General features: G+C 62.2%; 10 protein-coding genes. All 10 read left to right on the top strand.

The features are described from left to right. The first annotated feature begins 2 nt into the window (after positions 1 to 2). The 10 genes from lpxB (at position 3) to surE (ending at position 13,228) form a co-directional block, all read left to right on the top strand. Positions 3 to 1,157: a lipid-A-disaccharide synthase gene (gene lpxB, locus KDW95_RS13425; protein WP_255852325.1), complete on the top strand. Its 1,155-nt coding sequence runs from the start codon at positions 3 to 5 to the stop codon at positions 1,155 to 1,157. After that, positions 1,158 to 1,775 carry a ribonuclease HII gene (gene rnhB, locus KDW95_RS13420; RefSeq protein ID WP_255852324.1) on the top strand — a complete coding sequence of 206 codons (618 nt, stop codon included), beginning with the start codon at positions 1,158 to 1,160 and terminating at the stop codon, positions 1,773 to 1,775. A gap of 6 nt (positions 1,776 to 1,781) precedes the next feature. Then, positions 1,782 to 5,276, top strand: a complete 3,495-nt coding sequence (gene dnaE / locus KDW95_RS13415) for a DNA polymerase III subunit alpha (protein ID WP_255852323.1) — start codon at positions 1,782 to 1,784, stop codon at positions 5,274 to 5,276. Between the two features lie 123 nt (positions 5,277 to 5,399). Next, a complete protein-coding gene (gene accA / locus KDW95_RS13410; RefSeq protein ID WP_255852322.1) occupies positions 5,400 to 6,356 on the top strand; it encodes an acetyl-CoA carboxylase carboxyl transferase subunit alpha in 957 nt (318 codons plus the stop codon). A 10-nt stretch (positions 6,357 to 6,366) separates the two neighbouring features. Further along, positions 6,367 to 7,674 (top strand): tRNA lysidine(34) synthetase TilS, encoded by a 1,308-nt coding sequence (gene tilS, locus KDW95_RS13405; protein ID WP_255852321.1) that lies wholly within the window; start codon positions 6,367 to 6,369, stop codon positions 7,672 to 7,674. 191 nt (positions 7,675 to 7,865) lie between these two features. Continuing rightward, positions 7,866 to 9,491, top strand: coding sequence for a CTP synthase (locus KDW95_RS13400; RefSeq protein ID WP_255852320.1), 1,626 nt, complete (start codon positions 7,866 to 7,868; stop codon positions 9,489 to 9,491). A 39-nt stretch (positions 9,492 to 9,530) separates the two neighbouring features. After that, a complete protein-coding gene (gene eno / locus KDW95_RS13395) occupies positions 9,531 to 10,826 on the top strand; it encodes a phosphopyruvate hydratase (RefSeq protein WP_255852319.1) in 1,296 nt (431 codons plus the stop codon). 296 nt (positions 10,827 to 11,122) lie between these two features. Further along, positions 11,123 to 11,416: a cell division protein FtsB gene (ftsB, locus tag KDW95_RS13390; protein ID WP_255852318.1), complete on the top strand. Its 294-nt coding sequence runs from the start codon at positions 11,123 to 11,125 to the stop codon at positions 11,414 to 11,416. Beyond that, positions 11,413 to 12,483 (top strand): tRNA pseudouridine(13) synthase TruD, encoded by a 1,071-nt coding sequence (gene truD / locus KDW95_RS13385; protein WP_255852317.1) that lies wholly within the window; start codon positions 11,413 to 11,415, stop codon positions 12,481 to 12,483. The genes ftsB and truD overlap by 4 nt, the downstream gene beginning before the upstream one ends. Further along, complete coding sequence (gene surE, locus KDW95_RS13380) at positions 12,476 to 13,228, top strand: 5'/3'-nucleotidase SurE (RefSeq protein WP_255852316.1); 753 nt, start codon at positions 12,476 to 12,478, stop codon at positions 13,226 to 13,228. The genes truD and surE overlap by 8 nt, the downstream gene beginning before the upstream one ends. Position 13,229: the final 1 nt, after the last annotated feature.

Genomic DNA, 13,229 nt, shown 5'->3' with positions numbered 1-13,229 from the left:
GGGTGTCACCATCTTTGCGTATCGGCATTGTTGCAGGGGAAGCCTCCGGGGATATCCTGGGGGCGGGCCTGGTTGCTGCACTGCGCCGCCGCTACCCCGATCTGGAAGTTGAAGGCATCGGCGGTGACCTGATGATCGCCCAGGGCGTGCGTTCCCTCTATCCAATGGAGCGACTGTCGGTGATGGGGCTGGTCGAGGTTCTCGGCCGGCTGCCGGAACTGATGGGCATTCGCCGTGACCTGCGGCGCCATTTCATCGCAACGCGCCCGCACCTGTTTATCGGCATTGATGCGCCGGACTTTACCCTCAACCTGGAAGGCGCGCTGCGTGACGCTGGCATACCCACGGTGCACTATGTCAGCCCGTCGGTCTGGGCCTGGCGGCGCAAGCGCGTGTTCAAGATCCTGCGCACTACCGACCTGATGCTGACGCTGTTCCCGTTTGAAGCACGCTTCTACCAGGACAACGGCCAGCGAGTCAGCTTTGTCGGCCACCCGCTGGCCAGCCAGATACCGTTTGAGCCCGATACCGCCCAGGCCCGTGCTGCGCTGTCGTTGCCGCAAGAGGCCGAGGTTGTGGCGTTGCTGCCCGGCAGTCGTGGCGGCGAGCTGAAATACCTGGCCCGGCCCTTTCTTGAAACCGCCCGCTGGCTCAAGCAGCGTCGGCCGGAACTGCGTTTTGTGTTGCCGGCGGCGAACCAGACCCGGCTGCAGACGCTGCGTGAACTGCTGGATGGCGAGTTCGCCGATCTTCAGGTCGAACTGCACTTGAAGCAGTCTCGCACCTTGATGCAGGCGGCGGACGTGATTCTGATCGCCTCCGGCACTGCGACCCTGGAAGCGATGCTGCTGAAAAAGCCGATGGTAGTGGCCTATCGCATGGCCTCGCTGACGCACCGGATTCTGTCGCGCCTGATCAAGAGTCGCTATATTTCCCTGCCCAACCTGCTGGCCGATGCGCCCCTGGTGCCGGAGGTGCTGCAGGACGAAGTGCGCCCCGAGGTGCTGGGCCCGCTTTTGCTGCAGCAGCTGGAAGATGGCGAGCACGCCGCCATGCTGCGCCAGCGTTTTACCGAAATACACGCCCGGCTCAACTGTGAAGCCGATGAGCGCGCCGCCGATGCGATCGTGCAGCTGCTCGCCGACAGGTCGCTGTAAATGCAGTTACAGGAGTTTGATTTTTTCGCGGCTGAGCAGGGCGCGGGCAAGCAGGTCGCCGGTGTCGACGAGGTTGGGCGAGGTCCGCTGGTGGGCAGCGTGGTGGCCGCGGCGGTGATCCTGGACCCGGCGCGCCCGATCGCAGGGCTTGCGGACTCCAAGGCCCTAAGCGAAAAGAAGCGCCTGGCGCTGTACGCCCAAATTTGCGACAGGGCGCTGGCCTGGTGCGTGGCCTCGGCCAGCCCCGCCGAAATTGACGAACTGAATATTCTGCATGCCACCATGCTGGCGATGCAGCGCGCGGTGGCGGGCCTTGGCGTGGCGCCGGATTTTGCGCTGATCGATGGTAACCGCTGTCCGCCGTTGCCCTGTCCGAGCGAGGCGGTTGTCAAGGGGGATGCCAGGGTGCCGGCCATCAGCGCCGCCTCGATAATCGCCAAGGTGGTGCGCGACCAGGAAATGACCGATCTGCACCGCCTGCACCCTGATTATGGCTTTGCGCAACACAAGGGTTACCCGACGCCGGCCCATCTGGCCGCGCTGCGTCGTCTGGGGCCCCTGCCTGAACATCGCCGCAGTTTTCGCCCGGTGCGCGAACTGCTGCAACCCGGAGACTGAGTACCCATGGCGACACCCCAATTCGTTCACCTGCGTTTGCATACCGAGTATTCCCTGGTCGACGGCCTGATCCGCGTCAAGGAAGCGGTAGCGGCGGCCAAGGCGGCGGGCATGCCGGCGGTGGCGGTGACCGATCAGAGCAACCTCTTCGCGACCATCAAGTTTTACAAGGCGGCGCTCAATGCCGGCATCAAGCCCATCTGCGGCGTGGATGTGCATGTCATGAACGAGTCGGACCCAGCGGGCGAGCCGTATCGCATGACGCTGCTGGTGCGCAACGGCAAGGGCTATCGCAACCTGATGGAACTGGTGTCCCGGGCCTACGCCGACGGCCAGAATATCGTCAGTGAAAAGGCGGTGCTGAAAAAAGCCTGGATCCGGGAACGCTCCGAAGGCCTGATCGCGCTGTCCGGAGGGCGCCTGGGTGAAGTGGGTCGGGCGCTGCAGTCGGACAAGGCCTCCCCCATCGAGGTGCTGCGCGAGTGGATGGAGATCTTTCCGGACAGCTATTACCTGGAAGTGCAGCGTACCGGGCGCCAGGGGGAAGAAGACCTGGTGCATGCCTGTGTTGCCATGGCCCACGAAACCGGGTGTCCGCTGGTGGCGACCAACGAGGTGATGTTCCTGACGGCGGACGACTTCGACGCCCACGAGGCGCGTGTCTGCATCAACCTTAGCCGCACCCTGGATGATGCGAGGCGGCCGCGGGATTACAGTGACCAGCAGTATTTCCGCTCGGCCGCCGAGATGCAGGCGCTGTTCGCCGATATTCCCGAGGCGCTGGAGAACAGTGTCGAGATCGCAAGGCGCTGCAATATCGAGATAGAGCTGGGAACCTACTACCTGCCACGCTTCCCGGTGCCCGAAGGCATGCTGATGGATGACTATTTCCGTCAGGTCAGCTTCGACGGCCTGGAGGAACGGCTCGAGATCCTGCTCGACCGCGCGGACCCGGAGTACGACGCCAAGCGCCAGGTGTATATCGACCGGCTCGAGTTCGAACTCGAGATCATCATCCAGATGGGTTTCCCCGGTTACTTCCTCATCGTTATGGACTTTATCAAGTGGGGCAAGGAGAACGGCGTACCGGTAGGGCCGGGACGAGGTTCGGGTGCCGGCTCCCTGGTGGCCTATGCGCAGAAGATTACCGACCTGGATCCGCTGGAATACGACCTGCTGTTCGAGCGCTTCCTGAACCCTGAACGTGTCTCCATGCCCGACTTCGATATCGATTTCTGCATGGATAACCGCGACAAGGTGATCGACTACGTGGCCCGCACCTACGGCCGTGATGCGGTGTCCCAGATCATTACCTTCGGCACCATGGCGGCCAAGGCGGTGGTGCGCGACGTGGCCCGCGTTCAGGGCAAGCCCTTTGGCCTGGCCGACCGCCTTTCCAAGCTGATCCCGTTTGAAGTGGGCATGACGCTTGGCAAGGCCTGGGAACAGGAGTCCCAGCTGCGTGAATTCGTGGAATCCAGCGAAGAAGCGCAGGAAATCATGGAAATGGCCTACAAGCTGGAGGGGGTGACCCGCGGCGTCGGCAAGCACGCCGGTGGTGTGGTGATTGCACCGACCAAGCTGACGGACTTCGCCGCCACCTACTGCGACGAAGTGGGCGAGGGCCTGGTAACCCAGTTCGACAAGAACGATGTCGAGGAAGCCGGGTTGGTGAAGTTCGACTTCCTGGGGCTGCGCACCCTGACCATCATCGACTGGGCGCTGAAAACGATCAACGACATCCGCGTGCCCGCCGGTGAAGAGCCGCTGGATATCGCGCTGATCGACCTGGAAGACAAGACCACCTTCGACCTGCTGCAAAGCGCCGAAACCACGGCGGTGTTCCAGCTCGAGTCCAGCGGCATGAAGGATCTGGTGCGGCGCCTCAAACCCAGCCGCTTCGAGGACATCGTCGCCCTGGTGGCCCTGTTCCGGCCAGGGCCGCTGCAGTCGGGCATGGTGGACGACTTCATCAACCGCAAGCACGGCCGCGCCGAAATGGCCTGGCCGCACGTGGATTACCAGCTAGACAGCCTGCAACCCGTGCTGGAGCCGACCTACGGCATCATCCTGTACCAGGAGCAGGTGATGCAGATCGCCCAGGTCATGGCGGGCTACACGCTCGGCGGCGCCGACATGCTGCGACGCGCCATGGGCAAGAAGAAGCCCGAGGAAATGGCCAAGCAGCGCGCCATCTTCCTGGAGGGCTGCGAAGGTCAGGGGATTGACCGGGACCTGGCGGGCAATATCTTCGACCTGGTGGAAAAATTTGCCGGTTACGGCTTCAACAAGTCCCACTCCGCCGCCTATGCGCTGGTGTCCTACCAGACCGCCTGGCTCAAGGCGCATTACCCGGCGCCCTTTATGGCGGCGGTTATTTCTTCGGACATGCAGAACACCGACAAGGTGGTGATCTTCATCGAAGAGTGCCGCAGCATGGGACTCGCACCGGCGGTGCCGGATGTGAACAGCAGCGAGTACATGTTCACCGTCAACGGGGCGGGGGAAATAGTCTATGGCCTGGGGGCCGTCAAGGGCGTGGGCGAGGGGCCGATCGAGGCCATCGTGCAGGCGCGCCAGGACGGGCAGGGCAACTTCAAGGATATCTTCGATTTCTGCCAGCGCGTGGGTGCCAAAAAGCTCAACAAGCGGGTGATGGAAGCGCTGGTGCGCTCCGGTGCCCTGGACCGCCTTGGCGCCAGCCGTGCGGTACTGTTCGAGGCGATCGCCGACGCCCTCAAGGCGGCGGATCAGAGTGCGCGCAACCAGGATGCCGGGATGTTCGACCTGTTCGGTGAAATGCCGGTGGAGGCGTCCCGCGATGCCTACGCCGATTACCGCCAGGTGCGCGAGTGGACCGACAAGGAGCGCCTGACCGGCGAAAAAGACACCCTGGGGCTCTATCTCACCGGCCACCCCATCGATGAGTACCAGAAGGAACTGAGTCACTTTATCAGCAAGCGGATCGCCGATGTGCAGCCGGCCCGCGGTCGGCAGCAGAAGATGGCGGGCCTGGTGATCGACCTGCGGCTGAAGAAGACCAAGAAGGGCGACTCGCTCTGCTTTGTCACCCTGGACGACCGCAGTGCGCGTATCGATGTCACTCTCTACGGCGAGGCCTACGAAATGGCCCGAAGCAAGCTGAACAAGGATGCGGTGCTGATCATGGAGGGCGAGGTGCTGCAGGATGACTACAATGGCGGCCTCAAGGTCAAGGGCAGCCGGGTCATGGATATCAGCGAGGCGCGGGCTCAGTATGCCCGCTGTCTCGAAATCCACGGCGACAGCCAGAGCCTGGGAGGGCGCAAGCTGCGCGAGCTGGCGGATGTGCTGAGCAGTCATCGCGGCAACGGCAGCATGGCCGTTACCTTGCGTTATCGCCGCGTGGATGCCGAAGCCAGTCTTGCGCTGGGAGACAACTGGAAGGTGCAGGCCAGTGACGAGCTGGTACTGCAGCTGATGGATCGCTTTGGCACCGGCGCCGTGGCCTTGCGCTACTGATACGGCTTTCGCCCCGCCATGTGCGGGGTGGTTATCACGGCAGGCAACGGGTAGAATTGCCCGTTTATTGTTCTTCAAGAATGATCTTCAAGTAACCGAATTGCAGAGCGGAAGCAGACGCGAATGAACCCGAATTACCTCGAATTCGAACAGCCCATTGCTGAACTGGAAGCGAAGATCGAAGAGCTGCGTCATGTCGGCGATGACAGCGACATCAACCTGTCGGAAGAGCTTGGCAAGCTGAAGGAGAAGAGTCGCAACCTGACCGCGTCCATTTTCTCCAACCTCTCGGCCTGGCAGGTTTCGCAGCTGGCGCGCCATCCCAAGCGCCCCTACACCCTCGATTACGTACGCCACCTGTTCGAAGATTTTGATGAAATTCACGGCGACCGGCACTTTGCCGATGACGCGGCCATCGTCGGCGGCATTGCCCGCCTGGAAGGCAAGCCTGTTGTGGTGATCGGTCACCAGAAAGGCCGCGAGACCAAGGAAAAGATCCGTCGCAATTTCGGCATGCCCCGTCCGGAAGGCTATCGCAAGGCGCTGCGCATCATGGAGATGGGCGAGCGCTTCAAGATGCCGGTGCTGACCTTTATCGACACGCCGGGCGCCTACCCGGGTATTGATGCCGAGGAGCGGGGCCAGTCCGAGGCCATCGCCTTCAACCTGGCGAAGATGTCCTGCCTGAAAACGCCGATTATCTCGACCGTGGTGGGTGAAGGTGGCTCCGGTGGTGCTCTGGCGATCGGTGTCTGTGACAAGCTGCTGATGCTGCAGTACTCCACCTACTCGGTTATTTCCCCCGAAGGCTGCGCGTCCATCCTGTGGAAAAGCGCCGAGCGTGCCGCGGATGCGGCCAAGGCCATGGGCATCACCTCCGAGCGCCTGCATGAGCTGGGGCTGGTGGACCAGGTGGTCAGCGAGCCGCTGGGCGGAGCGCATCGCGACCCGGCCCTGACCGCAGCGAACCTGAAGCTCGAGCTGCTGACGGCGCTGGAAAAATTTGAAGCCCTGCCCATCGAAGAGCTGCTGGCACGTCGTTACGAGCGCCTGATGTCCTACGGCTTGAGCCGCGACTGATCCAACCCGGATGCCGGCCGATGCCCTGCAGCGAGAGTTCGAGCGGCAACTGGCAGGCGTCACGGATGTCCGCCGCTGGCTGATCGGCTATAGCGGCGGACTGGATTCCCGGGTGCTGGCGGAACTGGCCGCCCGGGTGCTGGACCCTTCCCGTCTGCTGTTGCTGCATGTAAACCACCATTTGCAGAGCGAGTCCGATGCCTGGGCGGCACATGCCGTTGAGCAGGCCGCCGCGCTGGGCGTGGCCATTCGGGTGCTTGATGTGGCACCGACGTCGGCCTCGGAAGCCGATGCGCGGCAGGCGCGCTATGCCGCCTTTATGGCGGAGCTCGGGGCTGGCGATCTGCTGCTGCTGGGTCATCATGCTGATGACCAGGCCGAGACCCTGCTGCTGCGCCTGATGCGCGGTGCCGGTGCCAGAGGCCTGGCGGGCATGCCGCGCCAGCGAGCGCTCGGCGAGGCGCGACTGCTGCGTCCGCTGCTGGGCGTCAGCCGGCTCGAGCTCAGCGACTGGGCGAGGCACCAGGGGCTGGACTGGGTGAATGACCCGTCCAACAGCGCGCTTGAATACGATCGCAACTTTGTCCGTCATCGCGTGCTGGCACCGCTGATGCAGCGCTGGCCCGATGCACCGGCGCGCATGGGGTTGAGTGCGGGCCTGCTGGACGAAACCGCGGGCCTGCTGGAAGAGTTGGCGCGGGCCGATCTCAAGGCCTGTCTCAATGACCGAGCCGGCCTGGCCGGTGGGCTGCTTGGCCAGCTGTCTGCGGCGCGTCAGCGAAACCTGCTGCGTTACTGGCTGGGCGCGCGGACCGGCGTGACCGTCAACGGGCCGCTGCTGGAGCGCATCGAGCAGGAACTGTTGCAGGCCGGGTCGGATCGTCAGCCACAGCTGCAGCTCGGCGAGCACGCGCTGCGGCGTTACCGGGGCGACCTGTATGTGCAGGCACCGCTCAAGGTCACGCCGTCCGCTGTACTGGCCCGGGTTGCACTGGCGCCCGGCGAGATTGCGCTGCAGCAGGGCCTGTTATCGATTTCGGCTGTGAACACTGTCTCCCGGCCGGCACTGCGTACCCTGGAGGGCCTGGGTCTGCGCTACCGGCGCGAGGGCGAGCGCTGTCGGCCGGCAGGGCGTAGCGGATCACATCCGCTGAAAAAACTGTTCCAGGAGTACGGGGTGCTGCCCTGGCAGCGCAATGCCTGGCCGCTGCTGGTGTGCGGTGATGAGATCGTTGCCGCCCCCGGGCTCTGGGTATGTGAGGGCTGGCAGGCCCGGCCCGCAGAGGACGGCTACGTGCTGGGCTGGTGCCCAGGCTGAAAATACGATCCGCTGCTGCTGCACAGGTACAGGTTTCTGGCGCTACGTCAGTCGCGCAGGTGTCGGTGTGTCGGGCTAGAGTCACGGCAAGGTTCCGATTGTCTGCAGGGGGGGCTTTTGCTATCCTGTAGCCCCATCTCGAGCTCGTAATTTTCCCGCTTTTATTCAACCTTCGACCATACAGGTTTTGCATGACGCGTTACATTTTCGTCACCGGTGGTGTTGTGTCCTCGCTGGGCAAAGGCATTGCATCCGCTTCCTTGGCTGCCATTCTTGAGGCCCGAGGTGTGAAAGTCACCATGCTCAAGCTGGATCCGTATATTAACGTCGATCCAGGCACCATGAGCCCGTTTCAGCATGGTGAGGTGTTCGTGACCGAAGATGGCGCCGAAACTGACCTGGATCTGGGTCACTACGAGCGTTTCATTCGTACCACGATGGGCCGTCGCAACAATTTCACCACCGGCCGTGTCTATCAGCATGTACTGCTGAAAGAACGCCGCGGCGACTACCTGGGCGGTACTGTTCAGGTCATTCCGCACATCACCGACGAGATCAAGCGTCGCGTGATCGAGGGTGCCGGTGATGCGGACGTGGCGCTGGTCGAGATCGGCGGTACTGTCGGCGATATCGAATCGCTGCCCTTCCTCGAAGCCGTGCGTCAGCTGAAAGCGGAGCTGGGCTTTTCCCGCGCGCTCTTCATGCACCTGACCCTGGTGCCTTACATCGCGACCGCCGGTGAGACCAAAACCAAGCCGACGCAACACTCGGTGAAAGAGCTGCGTTCCATCGGTATCCAGCCGGATATCCTGGTATGTCGCTCCGAACAGCCGCTGCCGGTGTCCTCCCGTCGCAAGCTGTCCATGTTTACCAACGTGGAAGAGCGTGCGGTTATTTCCCTGCCGGACGCCAATACCATCTACACCATTCCGCGCATGCTCAAGGACCAGAACCTTGACGATATCGTCGTCGAGCGCTTCCACCTTGATTGCCCGCCGGCGGATCTGAGCGAGTGGGATCAGGTGGCCGATGCGCACCTGAACCCGGATGGCGAGGTGACCATCGCCATGGTCGGCAAGTACATGGAGCTGCTGGATGCCTACAAGTCGCTGATCGAATCGATCTCGCACGCCGGCATCAAGGCGCGCAAGAAAGTCAAGATCCGTTACATCGATTCCGAAACCGTTGAGCAGGAAGGCGTCGATGTCCTCAAGGGCGTCAGTGCCATTCTGGTGCCGGGCGGCTTCGGCGAGCGTGGCGTGGAAGGCAAGATCAAGGCTGTGCAGTATGCCCGTGAAAACAAGGTGCCCTATCTGGGTATCTGCCTGGGCATGCAGGTTGCGGTGATCGAGTATGCCCGCAATGTGGCGGGCCTGGTCGGCGCCAACTCCACCGAATTTGAGCCCAAGGGCGAGCACCCGGTGATCGGCCTGATTACCGAGTGGACGACGTCGGATGGCGATGTCGAGGTGCGTGACGAAAGCGTGGACCTGGGCGGTACCATGCGCCTGGGTGCCCAGGAATGCCAGCTGCTGGAAGACTCCAACGTGGCGCGTGCCTATGGCTCGACCCGTATCGTGGAGCGTCACCGTCACCGTTACGAAGTGAACAACAACTACGTGGCTCAGCTGGAAGAGGCGGGCCTGCGTATTTCCGGCCGTTCCGCCGACGGCGAACTGGTGGAAGTGGTCGAAGTACCGGATCATCCCTGGTTTGTTGCCTGCCAGTTCCATCCGGAGTTCACCTCGTCCCCCCGCGATGGTCATGGCCTCTTCAGCGGCTTCATTCAGGCTGCGCTGGATCAGCAGGCCAAGTAACGCTTTCAGGTCACACAATAAACTAGGAGTTTGAACCAAATGGCACAGATTGCAGATATCAGGGCGCGTGAAGTTCTGGATTCACGCGGCAACCCCACGGTTGAAGCCGACGTTATCCTGGCCTGCGGTGTTATCGGCAGCGCCTGCGCGCCCTCCGGCGCCTCCACCGGTTCCCGTGAAGCGCTTGAACTGCGTGATGGTGACAAGTCCCGCTACCTGGGCAAGGGCGTGCTGAAGGCGGTGGCCGCCATCAACGGTCCGATCCGTGAAGCCCTGCTGGGCCAGGATCCCACCGATCAGCGCGCGCTGGACAACATCATGCTGGCGCTGGATGGCACCGAGAACAAGTCCAAATTTGGCGCCAACGCCATCCTGGCTGTGTCCCTGGCGGCGGCCAAGGCCGCTGCCACGGTGAAGGGCCTGCCGCTGTACGCTCATATCGCCGAACTGAACGGCACTGCCGGCCAGTACTCCATGCCCCTGCCGATGATGAACATCCTCAACGGCGGCGAACATGCAGACAACAACGTCGATATCCAGGAATTCATGGTGCAGCCGGTGAGCAGCCCGAATTTCGCCGAAGCCCTGCGTTGCGGCGCCGAAATCTTCCACGCCCTCAAGGCTGTGCTCAAGGCCCGCGGCCTGAACACCGCCGTGGGTGATGAAGGCGGCTTTGCACCGAACCTCGGCTCCAACGAGGAAGCCCTGGTGGTGATCCAGGAAGCGGTATCCAATGCCGGTTACACCCTGGGCAAGGATGTGACCCTGGCGCTGGATTGCGCCGCCTCCGAGTTTTACAAGAACGGCGAGTACAACCTGGCCGGCGAAGGCAAGGTCTTCAACTCCGAAGGCTTCAGCGACTACCTGGCGCAGCTGTCCGAGACTTACCCGATCGTCTCCATTGAAGACGGCCTGGATGAATCCGACTGGAACGGCTGGGCCTACCTGACCCGCCAGATCGGCGACAAGGTGCAGCTGGTGGGCGACGACCTGTTCGTCACCAACACCAAGATCCTGAAAGAAGGCATCGACAAGAGCATCGGCAACTCCATCCTGATCAAGTTCAACCAGATCGGCTCGCTGTCCGAAACCCTGGACGCGATCAAGATGGCCAAGGATGCCGGTTACAGCGTGGTGATTTCGCACCGCTCCGGTGAAACCGAAGACACCACCATCGCTGACCTTGCTGTCGGTACCGCCGCCGGCCAGATCAAGACCGGCTCGCTGTGCCGTTCCGACCGTGTCTCCAAGTACAACCGCCTGCTGCGCATCGAAGAAGAACTCGCCGGCGCCGCGCCCTACAAGGGTCTGCAGGAAATCAAGGGCCAGGCCTGAGCCTGACCGGTGGCAAGTGCACCGCGAGAGCGATGTGCTTGCCCAGACAGCGCCCCGTTCGCCCCAGGTGAACGGGGCGTTTTGCCCATCAGCTGCAGCGAATGCCTGTTTGCTCCCCGCGCAGGGGTTTTCTCATGTCTGTGGCATGGCCTGGCGTGACAAGAAGGGCGGGACAGTGGCATCGAGTGTGTTACATTCTCCTACTCATTGTCAGGCATCAGGATCGCGGCTGCCTTTTGTCCTGGCTGTCGTCGATTTTTGTCCGGCCCTGGGCCGGGATCATGCTGGAGTGCATCTTGTTTCGTTGGCTCATTATCCTCCTGGTGGTACTGGTGCTCGCACTGCAGTACCGTCTCTGGTTTGGCGAAGCGAACCTGCGGGAAGTGCTGGCACTGCGCCAGTCCATCAGCACGCAGCAGCAGGATAACGAAAAGCTGCTGGAGCGAAACCGCCAGCTCGAGGCGGAAGTGCAGGACCTTAAAAAAGGTCTGGCGGCGCTGGAAGAGCGCGCCCGCAGCGAGATGGGCATGATCCGCGAGGATGAAACCTTTATTCAGCTGATTGAACCCCGTAGCGGATCCGCTCAATGACCCCCGATATATTGCAGTTTCCCACCGACTTTACCTGGCTCCACGGCGAGCCGGCCATCAGTGCCGAGATACGGCACGAACACGCAGATTTTCAGGTCTTCGAGCAACTGGGTTTCGAACCCGAAGGTGAAGGCGAGCATGTTTTTCTGTATATCCGCAAGAATGGCGAAAATACCGACTGGGTTGCGCGCCAGCTGGCCGGTTTCTGCCAGGTCTCGCCGCGTGAAGTCAGTTATTCCGGCAAGAAGGATCGTCACGCCATTACCGAGCAATGGTTCTGCATCCGGCTGGGTGTGCACCGCAACATGACCTGGAGCCTGTTCGGCGGCGACAGTGTTGAAGTGCTCAAGGCCGTGCGCCATCCGCGCAAGTTGCGCCTGGGTGTGCACCGCGGCAATCGCTTTCGCCTGCGTTTGCGCGAGGTGAGCGATATGGATGCGCTGGAGCGACGCTTTGCGCTGCTGGCCGAGGGTGTGCCGAACTACTTTGGTGAGCAGCGCTTCGGCTTTGGTTTTGGCAATATCCACAAGGGTGTGGCGCTTATTCGAGGTGAATTGAAGGAGCGTCAGCGCCACAAGAAAGGCCTCTACCTGTCGGCAGTTCGCTCCTGGCTGTTCAACCACCTGCTGAGCCAGCGTATTGCCGAACAGCGTTGGGCGAGCATCATGCCCGGCGATGTGCTGATGCTGGATGGAAGTCACAGCTGCTTCACTGCCGAAACCGGGCTTGATGAGCTGGCGCGGCGCCTGGGTACTGGCGATCTGGATCTGACCGGTCCGATGCCTGGCAGCGCCGGGCGTCTGCTGGCTGGTCAGGCCGAGGCCTGGGAGACCGAAACCCTGGCTGGCTGGCAGTCGCTGATTGATGATCTGGCCCAGCTTGGGCTGCGCTCGGAGCGTCGCAGTTTGCGGCTGCGGCCACAGGGACTTGCGATGCAACGCGAATCTGACCGACAATGCTGGCTTGAATTTGAGCTTCCGTCCGGTGCTTTTGCCACCAGTGTGTTACGGGAGCTGTGCCATTTTCGTGTAGCCCGCCCCGCGACAGGCCCGAATACTGATGATTAAAGTACTGATATCCAATGATGACGGGGTTTATGCCCCAGGCCTTGCCGCCCTGGCCGAAGCCCTTGCCAAGGTTGCCGAGATCCAGGTGATTGCACCGGATCGCAACCGCAGTGGTGCCAGCAACTCCCTTACCCTGGATCGCCCGCTGGAAGCCCACCACCACCACAACGGTTTTATCAGCCTCAATGGCACGCCGACCGACTGTGTGCATATGGGTGTGTGCGGGATTTTCGGCATGGTGCCGGACCTGGTGGTGTCCGGTATCAATGCCGGTTCCAACCTCGGTGATGATGTGCTCTATTCCGGTACCGTTGCGGCGGCCACCGAAGGGCGATCGATGTCGCTGCCGCCCATAGCGGTGTCCCTGGCCGGGCACCAGCCGGAGCATTACGCCACCGCAGCCGAGGTGGTCGCCAACCTGGTGCGTGACATCCAGGATCTGAACCTGGCGCCGCGCACGGTACTGAATGTCAATGTGCCGGACCTGGCCATGGGCGAGATCAAGGGTGTGCACGTGACGCGCCTGGGTCACCGTGAAATGGCCAGCGGTCCTGTGGCATCGGTTGACCCGCGTGGTTGTACCCGTTACTGGGTTGCGGGCGCGGGTCAGGTTGCGGATCGCGAGCCTGGCACAGACTTCTATGCCGTTGAGCAGGGCTTTGTTTCCATTACCCCGATTCAGATCGACATGACTCAGTATGCCGGCATGGATGCCCTGGCCAGCTGGTTAGAGGAGTCGCAGTGAG

The sequence above is a fragment of the Marinobacterium rhizophilum genome (genome assembly GCF_024397915.1).
GTDB lineage: Bacteria > Pseudomonadota > Gammaproteobacteria > Pseudomonadales > Balneatricaceae > Marinobacterium_A > Marinobacterium_A rhizophilum_A.
The sequence above is the reverse complement of the archived record's forward strand: the minus strand, read 5'-3'. Positions and strand labels throughout refer to the sequence as shown.

Excerpts from the sequence above, each read along its gene's own strand:
- rnhB (WP_255852324.1), top strand. The coding sequence starts at position 1,158 with ATGCAGTTACAGGAGTTTGATTTTTTCGCGGCTGAGCAGGGCGCGGGC.
- dnaE (WP_255852323.1), top strand. The coding sequence starts at position 1,782 with ATGGCGACACCCCAATTCGTTCACCTGCGTTTGCATACCGAGTATTCC.
- accA (WP_255852322.1), top strand. The coding sequence starts at position 5,400 with ATGAACCCGAATTACCTCGAATTCGAACAGCCCATTGCTGAACTGGAA.
- tilS (WP_255852321.1), top strand. The coding sequence starts at position 6,367 with ATGCCGGCCGATGCCCTGCAGCGAGAGTTCGAGCGGCAACTGGCAGGC.
- KDW95_RS13400 (WP_255852320.1), top strand. The coding sequence starts at position 7,866 with ATGACGCGTTACATTTTCGTCACCGGTGGTGTTGTGTCCTCGCTGGGC.
- eno (WP_255852319.1), top strand. The coding sequence starts at position 9,531 with ATGGCACAGATTGCAGATATCAGGGCGCGTGAAGTTCTGGATTCACGC.
- truD (WP_255852317.1), top strand. The coding sequence starts at position 11,413 with ATGACCCCCGATATATTGCAGTTTCCCACCGACTTTACCTGGCTCCAC.
- surE (WP_255852316.1), top strand. The coding sequence starts at position 12,476 with ATGATTAAAGTACTGATATCCAATGATGACGGGGTTTATGCCCCAGGC.